The sequence below is a fragment of the Kribbella amoyensis genome (assembly GCF_007828865.1).
GTDB classification, from domain to species: domain Bacteria; phylum Actinomycetota; class Actinomycetes; order Propionibacteriales; family Kribbellaceae; genus Kribbella; species Kribbella amoyensis.
On record NZ_VIVK01000001.1, the window covers coordinates 3,627,126 to 3,651,137 of the forward strand.

The 24,012-nt window shown below is 70.3% G+C and carries 11 protein-coding genes; 6 read left to right on the top strand and 5 right to left on the bottom strand.

The window, feature by feature from the left end; genetic code table 11:
* Position 1: 1 nt before the first annotated feature.
* From cseB to FB561_RS17235, 3 genes are all read left to right on the top strand, one after another.
* The gene (gene cseB, locus FB561_RS17225; protein ID WP_145807868.1) at positions 2-700 is read left to right on the top strand and encodes a two-component system response regulator CseB; all 699 of its coding nucleotides are present in this window, start codon (positions 2-4) and stop codon (positions 698-700) included.
* A gap of 4 nt (positions 701-704) precedes the next feature.
* Entirely contained in the window at positions 705-1,970 is a 1,266-nt protein-coding gene (locus FB561_RS17230) for a HAMP domain-containing sensor histidine kinase (protein WP_238334872.1), read from the top strand.
* Between the two features lie 76 nt (positions 1,971-2,046).
* Positions 2,047-2,475 (top strand): hypothetical protein, encoded by a 429-nt coding sequence (locus FB561_RS17235; protein WP_145807869.1) that lies wholly within the window; start codon positions 2,047-2,049, stop codon positions 2,473-2,475.
* A 65-nt stretch (positions 2,476-2,540) separates the two neighbouring features.
* On the opposite strand, the gene FB561_RS17240 is transcribed toward FB561_RS17235, so the two are convergent.
* Positions 2,541-6,320: an endo-alpha-N-acetylgalactosaminidase family protein gene (locus tag FB561_RS17240; RefSeq protein WP_238334873.1), complete on the bottom strand. Its 3,780-nt coding sequence runs from the start codon at positions 6,318-6,320 to the stop codon at positions 2,541-2,543.
* 144 nt (positions 6,321-6,464) lie between these two features.
* Here FB561_RS17240 and FB561_RS17245 point away from each other — a divergent pair, with 144 nt between their 5' ends.
* A complete protein-coding gene (locus tag FB561_RS17245; protein WP_238334874.1) occupies positions 6,465-7,136 on the top strand; it encodes a nucleoside/nucleotide kinase family protein in 672 nt (223 codons plus the stop codon).
* Here FB561_RS17245 and fahA read toward each other — a convergent pair.
* Both fahA and FB561_RS17255 read right to left on the bottom strand, forming a co-directional pair.
* Entirely contained in the window at positions 7,117-8,322 is a 1,206-nt protein-coding gene (gene fahA / locus FB561_RS17250) for a fumarylacetoacetase (RefSeq protein ID WP_145807871.1), read from the bottom strand. The genes FB561_RS17245 and fahA overlap by 20 nt on opposite strands.
* Positions 8,319-9,173, bottom strand: coding sequence for a hypothetical protein (locus FB561_RS17255; RefSeq protein ID WP_145807872.1), 855 nt, complete (start codon positions 9,171-9,173; stop codon positions 8,319-8,321). The genes fahA and FB561_RS17255 overlap by 4 nt, the downstream gene beginning before the upstream one ends.
* A 79-nt stretch (positions 9,174-9,252) precedes the next feature.
* On the opposite strand from FB561_RS17255, the gene FB561_RS17260 reads away from it, so the two are divergent.
* Both FB561_RS17260 and FB561_RS17265 read left to right on the top strand, forming a co-directional pair.
* A complete protein-coding gene (locus FB561_RS17260; RefSeq protein ID WP_145807873.1) occupies positions 9,253-10,449 on the top strand; it encodes a homogentisate 1,2-dioxygenase in 1,197 nt (398 codons plus the stop codon).
* Between the two features lie 70 nt (positions 10,450-10,519).
* On the top strand, positions 10,520-11,755 hold the full coding sequence (locus FB561_RS17265) for an HNH endonuclease signature motif containing protein (RefSeq protein ID WP_145807874.1): 1,236 nt from the start codon (positions 10,520-10,522) through the stop codon (positions 11,753-11,755).
* Between the two features lie 102 nt (positions 11,756-11,857).
* Here the strand turns inward: FB561_RS17265 and FB561_RS17270 are convergent, their stop codons facing one another.
* Both FB561_RS17270 and FB561_RS17275 read right to left on the bottom strand, forming a co-directional pair.
* Positions 11,858-22,327: a non-ribosomal peptide synthetase/type I polyketide synthase gene (locus FB561_RS17270; protein WP_238334875.1), complete on the bottom strand. Its 10,470-nt coding sequence runs from the start codon at positions 22,325-22,327 to the stop codon at positions 11,858-11,860.
* The gene (locus FB561_RS17275; RefSeq protein WP_145807875.1) at positions 22,272-23,480 is read right to left on the bottom strand and encodes an MFS transporter; all 1,209 of its coding nucleotides are present in this window, start codon (positions 23,478-23,480) and stop codon (positions 22,272-22,274) included. Before FB561_RS17275 ends, FB561_RS17270 begins: the two co-directional genes overlap by 56 nt.
* Positions 23,481-24,012 lie beyond the last annotated feature (532 nt).

Genomic DNA, 24,012 nt, shown 5'->3' on the forward strand with positions numbered 1-24,012 from the left:
GGTGGTACCGGAAGAACCGGCCGCGCGCATCCTCATGGTCGAGGACGACGCGGTGATTCGTGAGGCGACCCAGTTGACCCTCGAGCGGCACGGCTACGACGTCACCACGGCCGAGGACGGCCTGGAGGCGATCGAGAGTTTCGAGAAGATCCACCCGGACGCGGTGATGCTCGACATCATGCTGCCCGGGCTCGACGGCATCTCAGTGTGCCGCCGGATCCGCGAGACCAGCCTGGTCCCGATCGTGATGGTGTCCGCGCGCGGTGACGCGCTGGACGTCGTCCTCGGGCTGGAAGCCGGGGCGGACGACTACGTGACCAAGCCGTTCGACACCCAGGTCCTGGTGGCCCGGCTGCGCGCCGTGATGCGCCGCGCTGTCGCCGACCCGGAGCGGCCGGCCCCCGCGACCGGGGCGACCGTCGAGCAGTTCGGCGACCTGGAGCTCGACCGGGAGGCGCTGGAGGTCCGCCGGGGCGGGAGTACCGTCCAGCTGACCCCGACCGAGCTCAAGTTGCTGATCGAGTTCGCCAACAACCCCGGCGTGGTACTCAGCCGGTCCACGCTGCTGCAGCGGGTCTGGGACTACGAGTGGGGCGGCGACGGCCGGCTCGTCGACGTCCACCTGCAGCGCCTGCGGACCAAGATCGGCGCGGACCGCATCGAGACGGTCCGCGGGTTCGGATACAAGCTGCGGGCGTAGGGGCATGCCTGGCGGTCCGGGGATGGGCCTGCGCAGCAAGCTGGGCCTGATCTTCCTGCTGGTGTCGTCGCTGGCGATCCTGGTGCTCTGCGTGGCCGTGTACACGCAGGCCCAGTCGTCGCGTCTGGACCGGACGCGCAGCTTCGCCGACGAGCGGATCCAGCTCGCCGCGGAGAGCTACAACCAGAACGACGTCCCGCTGTTCGGGTCCAAGCTGGACGACCCGGATCTGCCGCCGCAGCTGCGGCAGGCGGTGCTGGAGGGCAAGCGGGCGACGTACAAGACCGGCTCGCCGAACGCGAAGATGTGGGCCGCGGCCGGGGTCAAGGACGGCAAGATCCTGTCGATCGTGCAGGACTACGACACCGACGACCCGTCGATGAACGCGCTCCGGCGCGCCCTGATCCTGGGCGGGATCGGGACGGTCGCGCTGGTGGCACTGGTCAGCGTCGTCGCGGCCGGCAGCCTGTCCCGGCGGATCGTCGGGGTGGCCGGGACGGCGCGCCGGATCGCTGCCGGGGACCTGGACGCGTCGGCGGCCGAGGCGGTCGGCAAGGGCCGGGACGAGGTGGCATCACTGGCGACCGCGATCGACACGATGGCGAGTTCGCTGCGCGGTCAGCTGGAGGCCGAGCGCCGGTTCACCGCCGACGTCGCGCACGACCTGCGGACCCCGGTCACCGGCCTGCTCACCGCCGCGGAGCTGTTGCCGCCGGGGCGTCCGAGCGAGCTGGTCCGGGACCGGGCCAAGGTACTGCGCCGGCTGGTCGAGGACCTGCTGGAGATCGCCCGGTTCGACTCCGGTGTCGAACAGGCGGATCTCGAGCACGTCGGGCTCGGGGCGTTCGTCGGCTCCGCGGTCGGCCGGTTGCGGATGCAGCAGGCGCTCGCGCCGGACAGCATCGTCGTGCACCGGGTCGGCGAGGACGAGACCGTCTGGACGGACTCGCGCCGGATCGAGCGGATCCTGGCCAACCTGATCGTCAACGGCCTGCGGCACGGCCGGCCGCCGATCGAGGTGACTGTGAACGGCCGGGTGATCGAGGTCGCCGACCACGGTGACGGCTACCCCGAGGAGTTGATTGCCGAGGGCCCCCGTCGGTTCCGGTCCGGGATGGCCGAGCGTGGGGTCGGGCACGGGCTCGGCCTGACCATCGCGGCCGGGCACGCGAAGGTCCTCGGCGCCGAGCTGACCTTCGGGACCGCGGCCACCGGTGGTGCGCTGGCACGGCTGGTGCTGCCGCCGTCGCCTGAGACGGAATCTTCATAAACCATTCGCCGCGGCGGGTCGTCTTCCCTCACGTCGGGTTCACCGGAATCCGTTGAAACGAGGGGAAACCAGAACCATGCGCAGTCGTTCTCAGCTCGTCCGTCGTACCGTCGCCGCTGTCGTCGGCGTCACCCTGGCCGCCGGCGCGGTCGGTGTCGCGGGAGCCCTGCAGGCGAACGCGGCGCCCGACGCCACGCAGGCCGCTCAGGGCGTCGGTATGGTTGCCGCGGCGTCGTCGATCAGCATCACCCCGGACCGGACCACCGCGAAGGCCTGGTCGAAGGTGTCGCTGACCGGGAAGACGGCCGGGATCGCGGCCGGCACCAAGGTCCAGGTGCAGCGGCTGGAGAACGGCAAGTGGGTGAACTTCCCGGCCACCACCAAGGTGACCAGCCGGGCCACGTACTCGGTCTGGGTGCAGAGCGGCCGCGTCGGCGTGAACAAGTTCCGCGTCGTCGCCGGCAAGGCGGCCAGCGCCGCGGTGAGCGTCACCATCACCAAGTAGTCCCCGAACGACAAACGGCGCCACCTCCCGACCGGGAGCTGGCGCCGTCTCTTTGCCTCCGGCCCCTACCTGGTGCCGTACACGTTCAGCTCCGCCGCGGAGCCGAAGACGGCACCGTTGAGCGAACTCGTCCCGACGAACTTCACGTACCGCCCGGACTTGGCGGTGAAGTCGACCCGCTGGACGTCCCGGGAGTTCGGGAACTCACCTACCTTGACCGGGGTGCCCCAGTCCTGGCCGTCGGCGCTGACGTAGATCTCGTACCCCTTGAACATCCCGTTGGTCCCGGTCGGACGGGCCAGGTAGCTGAACCCGTCGACCACGTACGTCGTGCCGAGGTCCAGCGTGACGTGGTGCGGGAAGGTCGCCGGGGTCGGTACCTGCGACCAGGCCGAGTGCCACAGCGTGCTGGGGTTGCCGTCCAGCGCCGCCGTCGCCGCACCGCCGGTCGCGGTGTCCTCGCTGCTCACGTCGGCCACCTTGATCCGCGACTGCGGCACGATTCCCGGCGGGAGCACGGTCGCCTCCGCGGTGATCGTCGAACGGCCACCCGTTGCCGTGAGCACGTACCGGCCGTCCGGTGTCCCGGCCGGCGGGGTCACCGCGAAGTCCGTGGTCACACTGGTGCCCGCGGCCACCGATGCGTGGGTGGCGGGTGTGGTTGCCTCGACGGTCCAGCCGGTCGGCACCTGCAGACCCAGGGTGATGTCCTTCACCGCCACCGTGTCGTTGTTGGTGAACTTGGCCGTCACCGTGTTCGCCTCGCCGGACACCATCCCGGTGAGCCCCGGGCCCGCCACGCTCAGCGCCGTACAGTCGGCCGGTTCGCTGGTCGCGCCGAGGTCGGTCACGGCGAAGTTGTCGAGCACGAAGTCGGCCTGGTCGCCGCCGCCGCTGAGCTTGCGCAGCCCGACCCAGTAGTCGCCGCCACAGCCGGCCACGAACTCCTGGCTGAAGGTCGCCTTCGTCTGCTGCACGCCGATCGGGGTCGCGTTCACCTCGACCGACTGCGGCCGGTCGACGCCGTGCACCCAGGTGTACTGGCCGGCCCGGCCGTTCTCGTAGTCGAAGCTGACCTTGTACTTGTGGCCCGGCTGGAAGTTCACCGTGGACGGCACGGTCCGGTAGACCAGGCCGGCGTTCTCCTCGTGCGACTTCAGCGACCAGTCACCGGCCAGTACGTCGTCGACCAGCTTGCCGTTCCAGCCGGCCTGCGTGTACGGCGCGTGCTTGCGGGCCAGGCTGGTCCGCGGGTCGGTGGTGCCACCAGCGTCGCCCTTGACGAACGGGCCCCAGCCCTGGTCGACGTGCTCGAAGTCCTCGACCAATCCGGCCGCCGGGCGCTGCGTCTCGACCACGCGGACGTCGTCGATCCGTACCTTCGCGGGGCCGGCCGGTGCGCCGATGGTGAGGGTGGCCGCGGTTCCCTTGGCGGTGAAGAGTACCTTCGCGCGCTGGTAGTACATCCCGTTCTTGTCGTCCGCGGCGACCCGGTTCTGGGCGGTCGACAGGGTGACGGTGACCTTCGCGCCGTCGATGGTGAGCGTGGTCGGGCGGGACTTGCCGGGCTCGACCTCGATCCACGCCGACGCGCTGTACGTCCGGCCCTTGGTGAGGCCGGTGATGCGCTGCTCCAGCGAGCTCTGCGCGGTCCCGAGGGACGCGACGTGCTGGCCGTTCTCCAGCCGGTCGATGGCCGGGTTGCCCTTCGGATTCCAGGCCGTCAGGTTGCCCGCGTTGAAGCCGGGGTCCTTCAGGTGCGTGCCGTCGCCCCACTGCGCGGCCGGCAGTTGCGGCGCGGCGTCGGGGTACAGGACGTACGGCTGGCCGGCGACCGCGTCGACGGTGACGGAGCCGTTGCGGACCTGAGCGGTGGTCACCTTGACCCGGCCGGTGTCGGTGAGCTTGTAGACGGAGAACTTGCTCGCCCCGGTCAAGGGTGCTGGGACTTTCCAGGTGGTCGTCCCGCCGGCGGGGTTGTAGTGGTACAGCTTCTTGCCCTGCCACGGGAGCAGGTACTTGTCGCCGTCGAGCACCTTCGCGGAGCCGACGTACACCGCGCGCTTGCCGTTCTCGACGGCGCCGCGGACGTCACCGGTGAAGCGGATCTCGCCGGTGTTCCAGTCGGTGATCTTCTGCTGCTGGAGGAACTTGGTCGGCAGGTTGTGCTGCCAGACGTTGGCGTAGAACGCGTTCCAGTCGGTCTCACCGGTCCAGCCCTCGAACTCGACCAGCGAGCTCTGACCGAGGATCGGGTCGGCGTTCCAGACGTCCTTCTCGTGGTTGCGGACGAACCGGATGATCTGCGAGTTCAGGCCCTTGTTGGTGGCGCCGCCGTAGTCGAGGTCGTTGGCCCAGTGCGACCACAGCGAGGTGCGCTCGTGCCGGTCGGCCCACTCGGTGGCGATCTGCCAGCCCTGGTTCGCCAGTTGCCGGGTCAGGCCGTCGGCGAGCCAGCCGGACTGGTAGTAGACGTCGATGTAGAGCTGCTGCAAGTTGCCGTCGGTCTCGTCCCGGAGCTGCTGGAACCGCTTGACGATGTTGCCGGTGGCAAGGTCCGGGCGCTGCTTGATGTAGTAGCTCTGGTTCAGCCAGTTCCAGCCCTTGCTGGACTTGTCGACCAGGTCCTCGCTGAACGCGTTCGCCTCCGGGTACGACTCGGTCGCGTTGACGTGCACGCCGAACGCCGCGTTCCACGCCTTGCCCTTGCTGAGCAGGGCGTTCAGGTCGGTCAGGCCGCCGGCGCGGGTGTTGTAGTTGCCGCCGTAGTCCGGGTGCGCCGAGTCGTGGCCCTCGGAGCCGTACCCCTTGAGCAGCGCGAGCTGGCCGAGTCCGTCGGTGGCGAGCGAGATCCGCTTGACGTCGTCCAGCGTGCGCAGGAACGGGTGCGTCGCCTGGCTGGCGAAGTTGAACGGGATGTGCGTGATCACCCGGTCCTTGACCAGGTCACCGCCCTTCGGCTCGGTCATGATCGCGCGGAACGCGAGCGCGCCGTCCTGCCAGTCGACGGTCTTGTCGTCGTTCGCGTCCGGCGTCACCACGACCTTGGCCCAGGGCAACGGCTCGGTGTACGTGGAGGTGTCGCCGCGATAGGTCCACTGGCCGCTCCAGACGCCGACCCGGGTGGTCCCGTCGGCCGCCTTGCGAGCCCGGTGCCAGAAGCGCGCACCGTCGTCCACGGACTGCCCGGACGGCTTGTCGTACACGGAGTTCGACTCGATCCCCGCGGCGAGGCCGTTGGTGTTCACGAACGCGTACGCCGCGCCGGTGGCCGCCGGCTCGGCCGGTGTCGCCGAGGTGATCGCGGTGATCTTGTCCGCGGTCCGGGTGGAGTCCGGATCCAGCGTGGTGAAGGCGGTGGTCGCGCCGGGCTGGGTGGAGTCGACCGAGACCAGGTCGTGGTCGGGGATGTCGATCGTGGTCACCCGGCTGGTCGCGGTGTCGCGGACCGCGTCGATCCGGAACGTGGTGACCCGGCCGCTGACCGACAGGCTGGCGTCGAGCTCGACCTCGGGCAGCGCGTCGAACGCAAGCTGGTACGCGGCGCGGCTGCCGTCGACGACCGGCGCCGCCTTGAGCTTCGCGGTGCGGGCGACGCCGTTGATCGTGACCGTGGAGATCGGGTCGCTCTGGCCGCCGAGGGTCTGCCCGGACGCGGTGTCGGCGTACCCGATCACGCGTGGGAAGTCGGCGGCCACGGTGACCGCGAGGTCTGGTGAGCGGAGGACGAGGGGATCGTCGGTGGAGGCTGCGGTCGCCGGGGTCACGGCGAACGCGCCCGCGGTGAGCAGGCCTCCGGTGAGCGCGAGGGCGGCGGTGAGCGCCGCTGGGCGGATGGACGTCACGGGCGGACTCCCTGGATGGACGGACAGGGTCGTTCCGGATTCTGTGCGCAAGAGCGAGCATCAGTCAAGAGAAACGAACACTAATGAACAAGACAGCGCGCCCGATCGCTGGCAGACTGCGAGCTTGTCGAGCGGAGGCCGCGGATGATGGAGAACTCGGAGCAACGCGCCGAAGTACTGCGGGTCGTCGCCGACGCGGTGCCTCGGTCGGTGGCCGGTGAACCGGTACTGGTCGCCGTCGATGGCGTGGACGGCGCCGGCAAGTCCGTCTTCGGGGACCAGTTCGCGGAGGTCCTGCGGGACGCCGGGCACTCGGTGATCCGGGCCTCGGTCGACGACTTCCACCGGCCGCGCGAGCACCGGTACTGCCGGGGCCGGGAGTCGCCGTCCGGCTTCTGGCTCGACTCCTTCGACTACGACCGGCTCCGGGCCGAGCTCCTCGATCCACTCAGCCCGGGTGGATCAGGGCGCTATCGGACCGCGGTCCACGAGTTCGCGACCGATCGGCACCTCGACGAGCCGTGGCAATCGGCCACCAGGGGTGCGGTGCTCGTGCTCGACGGGCTGTTCCTCCATCGCGACGAGCTCCGCGCGTACTGGGACCTGTCGGTGTTCCTCGCAGTACCGTTCGCCGTCACCGCGCGACGGATGGCCGAGCGGGACGGCACTCCCGCAGATCCGGATCACCCGAAGCTGCGGCGGTACGTGGGTGCTCAGCGGATGTACTTCGAGAGTTCGCGTCCGTTGGAGCGGGCGGACGTGGTGATCGACAACAGCCACTGGGCCGAGCCGGTGATCATCCGACGGCCGGAGTGATCCGCCCCGTCACCTCGCCGAGGCCGATACGTTGTCCGCTCGAGGTCTGGGCCCAGCCGGTGATCGTGACCTCGTCGCCGTCCTCGAGGAACGTGCGCTGCTCGCCGTTGACGGTCAAGGGCTCGCGGCCGCCCCAGCTCAGCTCGATGAACGAGCCGCGTTCGTCCGGTCCCGGGCCGGAGACGGTGCCGGAGGCGAACAGGTCGCCGGTTCGCAGCGTCGCGCCGTTGACGGTCATGTGCGCGACCATCTGGGCCGGCGACCAGTACAGTTCCTTGTACTTCGGGGTGCTGACCAGCTGGCCGTTCAGCCGGACCTCGAAGGTGATGTCGTGGACCGTGAGCCGGTCGCCGGCCAGGTACGGCAGGACCGGCGGATCCTGCGGGCCGAGCGGGATCGCGGCGTCGCGGAGCGCGTCCAGCGACACCACCCAGGGGGAGATCGAGGTGGCGAACGACTTGCCGAGGAACGGTCCGAGTGGCACGTACTCCCAGGCCTGCAGGTCGCGCGCGGACCAGTCGTTGACCAGCACCACGCCGTACACGTGCTCCTCGAACGCGTCGACGGGCACCGGCCGGCCGAGGGTCGACGGGCGGCCGACGACGTACCCGAGCTCGACCTCGATGTCGAGCCGCCGGGACGGACCGAAGTCGGGGGCGGCGGCGTCCGGTGGTTTGCGCTGGCCGGACGGGCGGACGATCTCGGTGCCGCTGGCAACGATCGTGCCGGCCCGGCCGTGGTACCCGACCGGGAGGTGCTTCCAGTTCGGCAGCAGTGGTTCGCTGTCGGGGCGGAAGAGGCGGCCTAGGTTCGACGCGTGCTGTTCGGAGGCGTAGAAGTCGACGTAGTCGGCGACCTCGAACGGTAGCTGCATCGTCACCGCGGACAGCGGGATCAGGTGCGGCTCGACCGCGTCCCGCTGGGCCTCGTTCCGGACCAGGTCGAGCAGCCACTCGCGGGTCGCCTGCCAGGCCGGCCGGCCGAGCGCGAGGAAGCCGTTCAGCGTCGGCTCGGCGAACCACTGGGCGCCATCGAGCATCTGCGCCGACGCGACCGGGGCCAGGTCGATCAGCTGGTCGCCGATCGCGGCGCCCACCCGGGGCTCCTCGTCGCCGGTCCGGAACACGCCCAGCGGCAGGGTGTCCGGGCCGAACGGGGAATGCTCGGGGATGTCGATCCAGGTCACTGCGCCTCCAGCAGGTGCAACGTGGTCAGGTCTTCGCGGGGTTCGTCGATGCTGCACGATCCGAACGACGTGAACCACCGGCGGGTACCGGCGGCCTGCTGCTCGGACAACGCGCCGGCCCGGGTGGCCAGGGACGTGCCGTCGCGGTCGTCCAGGACCGCGGCGACCTCGGTCTGGGACGCGCCGTCGAGCGACGCGCGGGTGGCGAGCAGGGCGTTGAGGAAGCCGTGGTGCTCGAACCCGGTCGCCGGGTCGGTGTGCCGGACCGCGTTGTGCAGGCCGGCCGTGCACTTGAACGCGACCTCGCGATCCAGGCACGCCGTGACGAACGCGGCCACCTGGTCACTGCTCGGGAACAGGCTCGCGTCGAGGCCGCCGGTCCGGAGCTTGGCCGCGTACCCGGCGTCGGCGACCACGTCGAGCGCCCGCTCCCAGGCGCCGTCGAGGCCGATCTCGACGAACGCGTTCTCCTCGTCGAGACAGTCGTCGCAGGCGCGGACCACGCGCAGCGCGTTACGGGACAGGTCGTCCTCGGCGCGGAGCCGGACCTCGATCGAGGCCACGGTGACGTCGGCCGAGCGATCGCCGTACCGGACGGCCGGCTCGATCCCGCCGGCGCCGCCGGTGATGACCACGGAGACCTCGAGCGGTCCGGATCCGGTCCGCGCGGCCTCGGCGGCCACGGCCATCAGGTTCTCGTCGGTACACACGAACGGGCCGACCAGGTCGGCGTACTCCGACGCGCGGTGTGCCCGGTGCGCGGCGACCGCCTCGGCCAGGGGGAGCTCCCCGGGCGGGAACATCGCGGCGTCGTCGACCAGGTGCCGGAACAGCGCAGGGACGGTTGACATGCCTGCGAGCCTAACGGATCCTTTCGGTAAGCGGACACACGTGTTCGATAGTCGTACAGGTTGCGCGGGAGATGGAGTCATGGCGTACTACCGGCAGGTCGGCCAGGTGCCCCCGAAGCGGCACACCCAGTTTCGGAAGCCGGACGGGGGGCGCTACTACGAGGAACTGATGGGCGAGGAGGGGTTCAGCTCCGACTCGTCGCTGCTGTACCACGTCGGCGTGCCGTCGGCGATCGTGGACTCGCGGGTGTGGGAACTGCCGGACCTCGCCACTACGCCGAACCACCCGATCACGCCCCGGCATCTCAAGCTGCACGACCTGTTCAAGGAGGGGACCGGCTACAACCCGGTCGAGGATCGCCGGCTGGTCCTGGGCAACGGCGACGTCCGGATCTCGTACGTGGTGGCCGCGGACGTCTCGCCGTACTACCGGAACGCGATCGGCGACGAGTGTGTGTACGTGGAGAAGGGGTCCGCGACCGTCGAGACCGTGTTCGGTGTGCTCACGGCGTCGGAGGGTGACTACGTGATCATCCCGCGGGCCACGACGCACCGGTGGATCCCGGGGCCCGATGGCGTCCACGCGTACTGCATCGAGGCGAACAGCCACATCGCGCCGCCGAAGCGGTACCTGTCGAGGTACGGCCAGTTCCTGGAGCACTCGCCGTACTGCGAGCGTGACCTGCACACGCCGGGGGAGCCGCTTGTTGTCGAGGGCAACGACGTGGAGGTGCTGGTCAAGCACCGGGGCAGCGGGCCGAGCGGGATCGTGGGGACGCGGATGACGTACGCGACGCATCCGTTCGACGTGGTCGGCTGGGACGGGTGCCTGTACCCGTACACGTTCAACGTGAACGACTTCGAGCCGATCACCGGCCGGATCCACCAACCGCCGCCGGTGCACCAGGTCTTCGAGGGGAACAACTTCGTCGTCTGCAACTTCGTGCCGCGCAAGGTCGACTATCACCCGTTGTCGGTGCCGGTGCCGTACTACCACTCGAACGTGGACTCCGACGAGGTGATGTTCTACTGCGGCGGCGACTACGAGGCGCGCAAGGGATCCGGGATCGGGCTCGGGTCGATCTCGCTGCATCCCGGCGGGTACGCGCACGGCCCGCAGCCGTCGGCGATCGAGGCGTCGCTGGGCGCGGAACGGTTCGAGGAGCTGGCCGTCATGGTCGACACCTTCCGCCCGCTCGAACTCGGCGAGGCCGGCCGTGCTGTGGACGACGGTGTGTACGCGTGGACGTGGGCGGGGCGGCGTCTGGGGGACTGAGTTTCCCGTTATCCACAAGGGGGATCTTGTCGCTTGGAAACTTTCGGGCTGGTTGTTTACAGTCCTTGGCATGATGGGGGTTCGCGAGCGGCCGACTTGGTCGATGGACGGTGCCGAGCTGCTGGCTGCTCTCGACGAGGTCCAGCACGAGGTCAACCGGCTGCAGCTGTACCGCTTCGAGCTGCTCGCCGCGTTGGACAAGATCGGCCATGCGGCCGAGGTGGGCGCGCGGGACACGACCGACCTGGTCGCGTCCCGGCACCGCGTCGACGGTCCCGCGGTTCGGCGCGATCTCCGGTTGTCTGTTGCCCTGCCCAAGTACCCCGCGGTGGAATCGGCGCTGCGGGCGTCGGCGTTGCACGCGGATCAGGCCGAGGCGATCGTGTCGGCGCTGGAGAAGGTGCCCGCTTCTGTCCCGGCCGAGGACCTGAAGGTCGCGGAAGCCGAGATGGTGACCGCTGCCGAGACGCTGGCGCCACGGGATCTCCGCATCCTCGGCAAGCGGGTGCGCGACACCCTCGACACGGACGGTCCGGAGCCGGACGAGCAGCGGGCGTACAAGAACGAGACGCTCTGGCTCAAACCGACCGACCTCGGCGTCGAGTTCGGCGGCTACCTGGCCTGTGAGAACGCCGAACTCCTGCAGACCCTCGTCTTCGCCGGCGCCAAACCCCACAAGACCCCGGAAGGCCATCGCGACCACCGCAGCCGAGGCAAACGCCAGGCCGACGCGCTGACCGCGATCCTCAATGCGGCCGCCGCGAGCGGTTCCGCCGCGCCCGCGCACGGCGACATCAAGCCGCACATCACGGTCACCATCGACTACGAGTCGCTCCGCAAGTCCGAAGGCGTCGGAACCCTCGCCCACGGCCGAACCCTCTCCGCCGCCACCATCCGCCGCCTCGCCTGCGACGCCGGCGTCATCCCGCTCGTGCTCGGCACCAACTCCGAGCCGCTGGATCTCGGCACCCAGGAACGCTTCGTCAACAGAGCCCTCCGCCGCGCCCTCAACGCCCGCGACAAAGGCTGTGTCATCTGCGCGGCCCCACCGGCGCTCTGCGAAGCGCACCACGTCAAGCACTGGTCAGACGGCGGCAAAACTGCCCTGACCAACCTGGTCCTGCTCTGCAAGGCCCACCACATATCCATCCACCAGGCCCACTGGACCATCACCTTTCACAACGGCCGCCCCACGGTCACCCGCCCACCGTGGACGAAACCCCAGCCCGCCCGCCGACCAACCCCAACCCACCAGCCGCCCGCAAGGCCCAAGCCAGACCCGGCGCCCTGCTCCAGGGCGCCGTAACCCCGGCAGCACCAACCCGAGCGACACCCCGGGCCCAACTCTCGGGGTGCCGCTGCCTGCCCAGCCGCCGAGCCCAAAGGGCTGGGGATGTGGGCGGCGCTGTCAGGGTTGGTGCCGGGCGGCCTGGGCTTGGAGGGCGGAGGTCAGGGTGGTGGCCCAAGTGGTGATGGTTGTGGGGGTGAAGAGGGCAGTGCTGTATTCGAGGTCGAGGGTGAAGGTGGAATCGGTCAGGGTGAAGACCACGTAGAGCTCGGTTCGGGCCTGGTTCGACGAGGGCAGCGCGTCGACCGGGAAAGTGCCAAGGGGGAGGTCGAGGGTGGCGGGGGGAGAGGTGATGACGGTGAACAGGACCGCGGGGTAAGGCGACTGCGCCTCTGCGGGCAGGGCAACCCGGACGACCTCGGCCAACGGCAGGGCCTCGTGGTCCAAGGCGGCGTACAGGGCTCTGGCCGTTTCCGTGAGGAGGTTCTCGGTGTCCAGCCGGACCCGGACCAGGACCGCTTCGCCGATATAGCCGAGGACTCCGTCGTACTCGGATCGCCGGCGGCGTGCGCTGGACACCGGCAGGATCACCTCGTCGTCACCGCAAAGGTCCCCCAGCCAGCGGGCGAAGGCGGCCGCGATCACCAGGTAGGGCGTGGTTCCGGCCGCTGCGGCGGTGGACCTGATCTGGTCGGCCAGCTCGGGCGGCAGCTCCACGTGGTGGGTGGACCCGAGCCCGTCGAGGACCTCCGGACGCGGATAGTCGATCGGCAACGCCGGGCGGAGCGAGGCGCCGGCGAGTTCGTCGCGCCAGAAGGTCTCCAGCTTGTCGCGGGTACTCCCGGTGAGGCTGGAGCCTTCCCACCGGGCGTAGTCGGTGTACTGAGCGGTGGTCGGCGGGAGCTCGGTGCCGCTGTACAGGGCCGACAGGTCCTGCCAGAACAGCCGTGCCGACCAGCCGTCGTTGATCAGGTGATGGACGGCGATGACCAGCACCCATCGGTTCGCCGACACTCGGCCGAGCCGGGCGCGCCAAAGCGGTGCCTGTGTGGGCTCCAGAGCCGGCCGGGCCGTCTCGGCACACCAGGCGTGGATCCGGTCCTCGTCGTCCGGCAGGTCTGTCACCGGCAGCGCGACCTCCACGTCGGCCAGCACCTCCTGCCGATCCTCGAACACCGCGGTCCGCAAGGCACCATGGCGCTGCACCACGCCACGCAAGGCGATCCGCAGCGCCTCGGGATCGAGCGGCCCGGTCACGTCGACTCGGCTGAGGCTGTTGTAGACCGATGCGTCCTGCCTGGCCCGATGCCGGCCGAGCGCCCGCCGCTGCGCGAACGTCAGCGGTGCGACGTCGGCGACTGCCCCGTCCGCGGCAACTTGCGCACCCTGTTCGGCCGTCTGCTCTGCCTCAGCCACTGCGGTCTGGCCCAGCGCAGCAACGGCGCGTACGGTCGGGGCCCGGAAGAAGTCGGTCAACGTGAGGTCGATGCCGGTGGCCTCGCGAGTCCGGTTCAACAGCCGGACGGCGAGCAGCGAGTGTCCGCCGAGCTCGAAGAACGACGCGGTCACCCCCAGTTCTGTCCGCTCCAGCACGTCGCACCACACCGCTTGCACCCTCCGCTCCAGTGGCGTGGCCGGAGCGACTGCGAGCTGCGCCTGCGCCGTCGCAGGCGCAGGCAACGCGGACCGGTCGAGCTTCCCTGTGGTTGTCAGCGGCAACCGATCCAGCCGGATCCAGCGCCGCGGGACGAGGTACTGCGGCAGCTGTCTCGCGAGGTGCTCGATCAGCTCGGCATGGTCGACCGAGCCGACCGTGTACCCGGCCAGCTCGCCGTCGCTCACCACAACGGCCGCGTCCACGATCGCCGGATGGCCGAGGACGGCCGCGCGGATCTCACCCGGCTCGACGCGGATCCCGCGGACCTGGACCTGCTCGTCAGCGCGACCGTGGAACTCGAGCTCGCCGCTGGACCGCCATCGGCCGAGATCACCGGTCGCGTACCAGGCCGGTGCGAAGAAGGCCGTGGCCGTCTCCTCCGGCCGGTTCAGGTACCCGTCGGTGACGCACACGCCCTCAACACAGATCTCGCCGATCGCGCCGACCGGCACCGGGCGACGATGCGCGTCGAGCAGCCGGACACGCACTCCCCGGATCGGCCGGCCGATCGGAGGCTGCGGGTCTGCTCGACCGACCAGTTGCTCGGTCACCACGATCGACGCTTCGGTGGGCCCGTAGCCGTTGTAGAGCAGGCAGTCCGGGTGTGCGGTGAGGAAGTCGTGCTCCACAGCGGACGGCGTCGTCGCCTCCCCGGCCGAGTAGATCTCCCGCAACGACGGCAGCTGCGGCCGGGTCGCCAGCAGCGCGTGGACCGCGCTGAACGGCATGGCTATCTTCTCGATCTCGTACCGGCGGATTCGCGCGGCCAGCTCCGTGGGGTCGTACCGGCGGCTGTCTTCGATCAGCACCAGCGTCCGGCCGGTCGCGAAGGTCGTGAAGATCTCGTGCATGCTGACGTCGAAGGTCGGCGACACCCACTGCAGTGTCCGGGTGGGCTCGTGACCGGCGACGTAATCGAGGACGTGATTGACCGGACCGCGATGGGGTACCAGCACTCCCTTGGGCACGCCGGTCGATCCCGAGGTGTACATGCAGTAGGCCAGGTCGTCGGGGATCACGCTCACCCCCACTCGCCCCGCCGTACCTGACTCGAGCCGGTCCACTCGCAGCGTCGGCCGGTCACCCAGATCGGGCATCCCGGCGCGCGTGACGAGGAGGACTGCGCCCGAGTCCTCGAGGAGGAACCGCAGTCGTTCCAGCGGAGCGTCCGGATCCAGCGGTAGGTAGCCGGCGCCGGCCTTCAGCACGCCGAGAAGTACGGCGAGCTGCTCAAGGCCGCGTGGGAGGCAACTGCCGACCAGCCGGCCTCGTTCGACGCCGAGCGAGATCAGCTCAGCGGCTATCTGGTTGGACCGTTCGTCGAGTTCGGCGTAGGTCTGGTCGCCGAAGTCGCCGGTCAGCGCCAAGGCGTCCGGATGCTGGTCGGCTTGCCGTTCGAACAACTCGTGCAGGCACTCGCTCGGCGCTGGGCCGGGCTCGCCCTCCAGCTCGGACAACAACTGGTCGTCCGCAGGGGTGAGCACTGCCAACTCCGCCAGTGGGACGCCCTCGGCCCTGGTCGCCAGGTCAAGGGTCAGCTCTAGGTAGGCCAGCAGCCGCCGGATCGTGGATTCGTCGAACAGGTCCGTGGCGTACTCGGCCACACACTGCACGCCGGACGGTGCGTAGGTCAGGTACAGCAACAGGTCGAGCGGCGCCCGCTCGCTGGGCAGGTCGAGCATCGTGGCGACCACCGACGGCGGCGCGAACGCCACCTCCTCGGCGAGGTTCTCGAACTCGACCATGACGCCGAACAGCGGATTGCGCCCGGTGGACCGATCCGGGTTGAGGCTCGCCACGATCTCCTCGAACGGCAGGTCGCGATGGTCGACCGCGTCCATCAGGGACAGGCCGAGCGACCGGGCCAGCTCGGCGAGATCAGCCTGTTCGGGCAGCCGGATCCTCAGCGGGAGGGTGTCGACGAACATGCCGACGGCTTTGGACGCGCCCTTCCCACGGCCGGAGACGCCCGTACCAAGGACGAAGTCGCGCTGTCCGCTGAACCGGGACAGCACCACGCTGAACCCGGCGAGCAAGGTGCTGAACACCGTGACCCCCGCTTGGGCGGCGAAGGCGCTGAGCCGGCTGGTCAGTTCCTCGCGCAGCTCATGGGTCACTGACCGGCCAGCCCCACTCCGCGACCGCGGCCGCGGACGATCCGTGGGCAGCCGCAGCTCAGGTGCATCGGCGAGCTGGGTCGACCAGAAGTCACGGTGCTCGGCGAGACGTGCTCCCAGTTCGTCGCCCCCGGGGCCGGCGGCCGGACCGCCGTACAAGTCGTCCGGACCGCCGTACAGGTCGTCCGGTAGACCGTCCACGGCGGGCGGCAGACCTGGATCGGCAGGCCAGGATCTGTAGTACGCGCCGAGGTCGCGCGTCACGACGGGCGTCGAGGCGGAGTCGAAGACGATGTGATGGCCCACCAGGAGCAGCACGTGGTGCTCGTCGGCGAGCCGTACCAGCCGGGCTCGCAGCAGCGGCGCCGTGCTCAGCTCGAGCTGACCCAGCCGGACATCACGCAGCAGTTCGCGGAGATCGTGGCCCTCGGCATCGACCAGCTCACACTCGACGCGCACGCCGGATCGGACGAACGCACGTGGCTCGCCGTCGATCGGCCGATACTCGGTTCGCAGTGCGGGGTGCCGGTCGACCACCCGTTGCAGGGCGCCGCGCAACGCGGCCTGGTCCAGTGGTCCGCGCAGTTCGATCGCCTTGGGCTCGTGATAGGTGTTCGCACCAGGATCGAGCTGCTCGAGGAACCAGATCCGCTGCTCCGCCGGCGTCAGCCGCCGCCCGCGATCCGCTGGTGCCTGGCGGTACTCCGCCCGGAGTTTGTCGACCTCGGCCAGGCTGCGCATCACCTGGTCCGGCGCGACACCGAAGTCCACGAAGCAGGCGAGCTCGTTCGCCCCGGCGGCGAGCACCGCCTCGACGATCTCGCGGCAACTGTCCCGGGTACCGATCAGGGCGCGGGACTCGCAGTAGCGCCGATAGGCCTGGCCGAGCAGGAAGTCGACGTCGTCCGGCGCCGTCTTGTCGAGGTCGATTTGGACGCCGAGGCTGTTGGTCACCTGGCCGAACAGCGACAGCGACGAGCGCAGATAGTCGCAGAACGGCTGGTACGCCTCGGCTCGGACCGACTCCAGGTCCTCGCCGACATAAGTGTGCAGCAGGACCACCACCCGCCCGCCGTCCGGATCGAGCCCGTGCTCGGCGCGCGTCGCCCGGTACAGCGCGACGTTCTTGGCGAGGTCCTCGACCGACTGCGCCATCAGGTTGGTCACGATGCCGAGGCCGTGGCGGGCCGCGAGCCGATACGACTCGGGGTTGCCGACGACCGCGGTGAACAGCGGCGGCTGCTCCTGGATCGGGCGCGGATAGAGGCGTACCTCGGTCGGCCCGCCGTTGCCGGCGGTCGCGGTGATCGTCTCGCCGGCCCAGAGCTTGCGGACGGTGTCGAGCCGCTCGTACATCTCGGCGCGGTGGTTCCCGTACGCGTCCGGAGCGAGCACGAAGTCACGCGCATGCCAGCCGCTGGCGACACAAAGCCCGACTCGGCCGCCGGAAAGGTTGTCCACCACCGACCACTCCTCGGCAACGCGGATCGGGTGGTGCAGCGGGAGCACCACCGAGCCCGCGTTCAGCCGGATCTGCTGGGTCCGGGTGGCGAGCGCGGCGGCCAGCACCGACGGGTTGGGGAACAGGGCGCCGAAGGAGTGGAAGTGCCGTTCGGGCAACCAGACCGAGTGGAATCCCCGCTGGTCGGCGAACTCGGTCGCGCGCAGGATGAGGCCGTACTTGTCCGTCGTGGCCGAGTCGGGGTAGTCCCCGAAGAAGTACAGGCTGAAGTCGCACGTGGCCGGCGAGGTGGCCGACGTGGCCGACGTGGCTGACGTGGCCGACCTGGCCGACGTGGCCGACGTGGCCGAGGTCGCCGACCTGGCCGACGTGGCCGACGTGGCCGACGTGGCGCGCGCGGCCGGCGTGGCCGGCGTGGCCGGCGCGGGATCGCGACGAGCCGACTGCATGCGCGGTTGATCCTCGTCGTCCCGGCGGTCGCCGCGGGCAGTGACCGGGACCGGGGCCGGGCGAGTCGGCTCGACCGGTCGGGACGGCGCACCGGCCGACCGGCCGAGCAGGTCCGCGAGCTTGGCCGGGGTGTCGACGTCTTCGAACAGGCTGCGCACCGGGACGGTGACGCCGAAGGTCTCCTCCAGGTCCCCGACCAGCCGCATCAGCGACAGCGAGTCCGCGCCGAGGCTGAGGAACGCAACCTCCGCGGGCACGTCGGCAGCCTGGAGGCCCAGCGACGGTGCGATCAGTGCTCGAACCCGGTCCAGCAGGTCGCCCGAGGCCGGTCCGGCAGTGGGCTCGGCGGGCGAAGGCTCGGCTGAAGGCCTGGCCAGCGGGTGACCGGGGAGCGGGATCCGGCGGCCGGTCGCCAGTGGCGCCCAGTTGATGTCGGCGCCGGTTCTGTGCAGCTCAGCCACCGCTTCGGCGAACTGCTGCGTCGATCCGCGGCGCTGGCTCGCGACCCACCTGGTGCCGGCCGACATCCGCCGGCCGAGTGGCGTGAGAACGGCATCGGGTCCGACCTCGAGGAACCGGCTCGCGCCGCGGCTACGGGCGCCGGCGACAGCGAGGTCGAACCGAACCGTCCGGCGGGCGTGATCGACGAAGTACTGACTGCTGAGGCTGGTCAGCAGCGAGCCGTCCAGGCTACTGACGAACGGGAGGCCGAAGGGCCGGAAGCTGATCTGGTCGGCAGTCCCGCGGAGCTCGTCCAGCACCGGCTCGACCATCGCCGAGTGGAACGCCCTTTCCACCGCCATCCGCCGCCAGGTCACGCCCTCCCGGTCGAGCAGCTCCGTCAGCAGGGCCATCGCCGGCTCCGGGCCGGACAACACCTGCCGGCCCGGTCCGTTGCTCACGGCAACTTCCACTCCGCACTCGGCGGCGAGCCGCTGGGCCGTGGCGAGCTCCGCCACCACGGCGACCATCGCACCGGGTTGCATTCCGGCCCGCATCAGGGTGCCGCGCCGAGCCGTGAGTCGCGCTCCGTCCTCCAGAGACAGCGCCCCGGCCGCGTACAGCCCGGCGTATTCGCCGACGCTGTGCCCGACGACCAGCTCCGGTACGACGCCCAGCGACCTCCAGAGCTCGGTCCAGGCGACCTGGCCGGCGAACAAGCCGACCTGGGTCTGCTCATCCGGCGTCGCGCCGATCACCTGCTCGACCTCGTCGAACACGGTCCTGGCCACCTCGAACGTCCGGCGCAGCCAGTCGAACATCCCCGGGTAGGCCGCGCCCTGTCCCGAGTACGCGAACACCAACGGGCCCCCGCTCGGCACCCGGTCAGCGGTCAGTCGCTCCAGAGCCAGCGCCAACGCGTTCGTACCGACGCCTACCACCGCCTGGCGGTGCGGGTGATGACGCCGGCCGAGCCCCAGCGTGGTTGCGACGTCGGCCGGTGCGAGTGCCGGGTTGGCCGCGAGGTGGTCGCGCAGCGAGCCGATCAGCTCGCGCAGAGCGGACTCCGACTTCGCCGAGACCGGTAGGACCACCGGATCGTCCGCGCGGGCCGGCGGTTCCACGGGCTCGGGTGGCTGTTCGAGAACGACATGGGCGTTGGTGCCGCCGACGCCGAGCGCGCTGACCCCGGCCCGTCGCGGCCCGGCCGCCCCGTTCCAGGCTCGCGCCTGCGTGACCAGCTCGAAAGGGCTGTTCTCGATCCGCAGGTCCGGATGCGGCCGAGTCAGGTTGAGGGTCGGCACCAGCCGCCCGTGCCGCAGCATCAGGATCGCCTTGACCAACCCGGCCATCCCGGCGCACGAGTCCAGGTGCCCGACGTTCGCCTTCACCGAACCCAGCGCACACCTCGCCGCTCGGGGGCCCGCCGCACCGAAGACCCGCGACAGCGCCTCGAACTCGATCGGGTCCCCGACCGCGGTCCCGGTACCGTGCGCCTCGACGTACGAGACCGTCTCCGCGGCCACGCCGGCCCGCTGCAGCGCCCGCCGTACGACGTCCACCTGGCCGGCCACACTCGGCGCGGTGAACCCGACCTTGGTGGTCCCGTCGTTGTTGACCGCGCTGCCGAGGATCACGGCGTGGATCGTGTCGCCGTCGGCGATCGCGCGATCCAGCCGCTTCAGCAGGACCGCGGCCACCCCGTTGCCGCCGACCGTGCCGTCCGCGTCGGCGTCGAACGGTCGGCAGCGCCCGGTACGGGAGAGGATCGAACCAGGCAGGTACTCGTATCCGGCATCCTGCGGCAACCGGATCGCCGCGGCTCCTGCGATCGCGAGATCCGCGTCGGCGGTGAGCAGACCCTGGACAGCCAGGTGCACCGCGACGAGCGAGGTCGAGCAAGCCGTCTGGACGCCGATCGCCGGTCCGGTCAGCCCGAGCCGGTACGCGACCCGGCTGGCCAGGAAATCCGACGTGTCCCCGATCGTGGCCTGCATCGCGGTCGGTACGTCAGCGGGGGCGTCCACCGTGGACGGGTGCAGCCGATCCTGATGACCGTAGAGGTTCATCCCGGCGCCGGCGTACACACCGATCCGGACAGTGTCCGCGGCCGCGTAGCCACCGTGCTCCAGGGCCTGGTAGGCGACTTCGAGGAACTGCCGGTGCGCCGCGTCGGTGAGCGCCGCTTCCTTCGGGGACAGGCCGAAGAAGTCGGCGTCGAAGCCCTCGGCGTCGTCGAGGACGCCGCCCGCGAGGACCTGCTCCGGCCCGGCTGCCCGGGCGAAGGAGGACACGCTGTCCACGGACCCGCACAGGTTTGCCCAGAACTCGTCGACCGACCGCGCCCCGGGGAACCGCGCGGCCATCCCGATCACGGCGATCCGGCGGTCGAGCCCTTCGGCCGGGGCGACACCGCCTGGACCGGGCCGGCTCGCCGCCGCCGTCACCGCCTCCTCCGTCGCCGTCGCCGCCTCCTCCGTCGCCGTCACGACCTCCTCCGTCGGAGCCGTCACCACCTCCTCCGGCGTCTTCGTCGCCGCCGATCGGACGGCGGCCACGAGCCAGGTGGTCAGGGCAGCGGCGGTCGGGTGCTCGAACGGGACCGTGGCCGGTACCTCGATCCCGAACTGGTCCGCCAACGCCGCGCGCAGCCGTACGAGCTTGATCGAGGTGAGGCCCAGGTCGTAGAACGGGACGTTCGCGCCGACGGGCCTGCCCGCAAGTTCGAGCAGTAGTTCGCCTACCTGCGCTGCCACCTCACCAGCCGCCGCCGGGCTCACCGCGCCACGTTGGCCGGCCCGAGCGGTGTCGTACCGGCCCTGCTGGTACCGCTCGCGCAGCTCGTTGCGCCGGACCTTGCCGCTCGCCGTACGCGGGAACTCACCGGCCGGTACGCGGACAACGTCGGTCGCCGTCAACCGAAGCCGGCCGAACAGCTCCGCCTTCACCGCCGGTACCAGTTCGTCCCCGCCCCTGCCTGTGTCCTCGAAGAACACCACGAGATCCTCGGTACCGGTCGCCGGATTCGGGATGCCGCAGGCGCCGATGCCCCGCCGGCCGAGCCCTTCGACGCCGCCGGCCACCTCCTCGATCTCGTGGCAGAAAACGGTGTTCCCGTTGACGACGACGGTGTCGCCCTCGCGGCCGGTGATCACCACCTGACCGCCCGACACGAACGCCAGATCGCCGGTCCGCAACCACTCGCCGTCGGGCAGCGCGGCCGTGGTGGCCGGCTCGTTGTTCACGTAGCCGGGGGTGACCCGGTGCGAGCGGACCTGCAGCCGCCCGATCCGCAGCTCGGGCAGGACCTGATCCGCTCCGTCGACGACCCGGGTCGCTGCCCCTGGAGCCGGCCCGCCGACCGCGACGAACGTCGTACAGTCCGCGTCCGGCGTCTCGGGCGGCGCGATGACCAGGTCAGCGGCCACCGAGGACTTGAGCACCCGCAGGACGCAGCCGGTGTCGGTGAGCCGGCCGATGGTGATCGCGGTCGCCGTCTCGGCCATCCCCCAGGCCGGCCGGAAGCGCGTCGGGTCGAGTCCCGAGGACGCGGTCGCAACGAAGAATCGCTCCACCACCGGAAGGACGATCTGCTCACCGCCCGACACCACCGACCGCACCGTCCCGAGGTCCAGCTCGTCCCGCATCAGTTCGGCCGCCAGCTGCAGCCCGAAGGTCGGCGCCCAGATGTGGTGCGCCCGGTGCTCGGCGGCTTTCTCCAACCACAGCGGCGGATTCGCCAACACGTCGCTCGTCGGCAGATGCACGTTGTCGGACCCGGTGAACACGGGCACGACGTGGTACAGCAACAAGGCGCCGCTGTGGTCCACCGGCAGCCAGTTGAGCATCGTCTCGCCCGGACGGATGTCCAGCTGGCGGCGTGCACCGGCAGCCAGCTCGGCAAGGCCTCGATGGGTCAGAGCCGCCGCCTTGGGCGCGCCCGTACTGCCGGACGAAAGCATCAGTACGGCGATGTCGTCCGGGGCCGGCCGATACAACTCCTCAGCTGGCGGATGCTCGGCCAGGTCGTCGACGACCGCCACCCGGGAGCCGGTCAGCCGCGCGGCGTTCGGCAGATCGGTCAGGACGAGCGGCGACTCCAGCAGGTCGCAGGTGTGCCGCAGCCGGTCCATCGCGGGTGCTCCGGCCGTCACCGGTTCGCTGATCACCGCAGGCCGCATCCCGCCGAGCAAACAGGCCCAGAAGGCCGGGAAGAAGTCGTCCAGGGACAGTCCTAGCACGACAACGGCGTCGCCGTCGCGGACTCCCCGGTCGCGAAGGCCGGTCAGAATCCGCCGGGCCTGGGCGAGCAGGTCCGGATAGCTGAGCAGCCCGGCAGGCGTCCGCACACCGGCGGAAGGATTTTCCGCCGCGGCGCGGCGCAGCGCGCCCACCGCGTCAGCCGGGTCATCCTCGGTCAGCACCAGCCGGGGACCGTGAATGATCGATGTGTTCGCCACCATGGCTCCTCCTCGAGAGCAACAGAAAGACCAGCACGCCGGTCACCGCGATCCCGTGCAGCCCACCGACCACGGCCAGCACCGGTAGTACGTCGAGCAGGCCGGCCGCGATCACCATGCCGCCGGCGAAAGCCGAGTTCTCCACACTCGCGGACAGCCCGAAGACCCGGGTGCGTTCCTGTTCCGGCATCGTCTGCAAGGTGGACAGATAACCGATCTCGCTCACCCCGTCGGCGACTCCGGCCAGCAGGCAGACCGCGATCAGCCAGTACGGCGGCAGACCGGTGAAGGCGAGGACGAAGCAGACCGACATCGCGCAGGTCGCGATCGCGAACGTCCGGTGATCGACCCGCTTCACCAGCCGGTTGACCAGCTGATGGGCACTCATGCTTCCGATCGCCCAGGCCGTCCAGAACTGGGCGCTCACGGCGGCCGGATGGTCCGGCGCCGTCAAACTCGCATAGATCGGCAACGCGACGTTGTGCCCGGCCGAAGCCAGCGCGTCCACGCCGCGGACCACGACCATGCCGGCCAGCAGCGGCGGCAGGTACCGCAGCAAGGAACGGCTCTTGCGGCGGCTCGGCGAGTCCGGAGCATGCTCAGACCTCGGCCAGCGCACGAACGCCAGCGCCGACGCGGAAACGACGAACGAGGCCGCGTTCAGCAGGAAGGCCGCGGTGTAACCACCGAGGTCGATCACCAGCGCCGCCGTACCGAAGCCGAGCACGCTGGCCAGCGAACGAGCCGTGACCAGGCGCCCGTTCGCCCGGGTTCGGCCGTCCGGTGGCACGAGATCCGGGATGCCGCTGCGCAGCGCGACGACCAGCGTGGTGTTACCCGCTCCGAGAACCACCGCGACCAGGACCAGGACCGCCAGGCTCGGCGCCAGGACCAGGACCACCATGGCCGTCGCCTGCAGCAGATCCAGCCCGAGTAGCAACGGCCGGCGCGCCACTCGCGGCAGCACCCGGCCGGAAACCAGCCCGGTCACGAATCCCGTCCCGAGCCGGATCGCCATGATCGCGCCGGTGGCCCAGGTGCTGCCGGTCCACTGATAGCTGAACAGACCGAGCGCGATCAGGTTGAGGTAGTTCCCGTACGACGACACGGCGTAGCCGCCCAGCAACAGCCAGAAATCGCGGGGCGGACGCGACATCGTGGGACCCTCCCTGGTCGCCGGAGTGGGCGAGAGCCGACGCCAGTAGCAGCTTAGAAAGAAGCGTCCCGTTACGGCTGCCGCACCGGAGCGTCGCTTGCGGTGATCGGCCGGTGCGACCTCGAGACCAGCGGCCGTGCTCCGCCAACTCCGTCAGTTCGGTCAGCTCCGGCATTGCCAGCTTCCCCGGCATCTGAATCATCCTTGGGCAGCTACGGCTCAGAAGGCGGTCGCGAGCCGGTTGCCTCGGCGGCTGACCCGGAGGGTGGTCGCGTGAGCGGCCGTCTTCTCAGCCCGTGCCTTAGTGGTCGCCCAAGGCGTCCCTCGATGTCGGGCTCGGTGCGGATCGTGCGAGTCGACGGCCCACCGCTGCTCTGCCGATGGAACCGTTCGGGGCAGGTCTGGCCGGCCGCATCGCTCGCCGTACACCGCGAGAAGGATGTTGTCGCCGATCAGGTTGTGCTGTTCGTGCGAGGTTGCGTGGTGAGGCGCAGATGTCGGATCGCGGTGGTGAGTGACGCAGTGGTTGGTC

Excerpts from the sequence above, each read along its gene's own strand:
- FB561_RS17230 (WP_238334872.1), top strand. The coding sequence starts at position 705 with ATGCCTGGCGGTCCGGGGATGGGCCTGCGCAGCAAGCTGGGCCTGATC.
- FB561_RS17235 (WP_145807869.1), top strand. The coding sequence starts at position 2,047 with ATGCGCAGTCGTTCTCAGCTCGTCCGTCGTACCGTCGCCGCTGTCGTC.
- FB561_RS17245 (WP_238334874.1), top strand. The coding sequence starts at position 6,465 with ATGATGGAGAACTCGGAGCAACGCGCCGAAGTACTGCGGGTCGTCGCC.
- FB561_RS17255 (WP_145807872.1), bottom strand. The coding sequence starts at position 9,173 with ATGTCAACCGTCCCTGCGCTGTTCCGGCACCTGGTCGACGACGCCGCG.
- FB561_RS17260 (WP_145807873.1), top strand. The coding sequence starts at position 9,253 with ATGGCGTACTACCGGCAGGTCGGCCAGGTGCCCCCGAAGCGGCACACC.
- FB561_RS17265 (WP_145807874.1), top strand. The coding sequence starts at position 10,520 with ATGATGGGGGTTCGCGAGCGGCCGACTTGGTCGATGGACGGTGCCGAG.
- FB561_RS17270 (WP_238334875.1), bottom strand. The coding sequence starts at position 22,327 with ATGGTGGCGAACACATCGATCATTCACGGTCCCCGGCTGGTGCTGACC.
- FB561_RS17275 (WP_145807875.1), bottom strand. The coding sequence starts at position 23,480 with ATGTCGCGTCCGCCCCGCGATTTCTGGCTGTTGCTGGGCGGCTACGCC.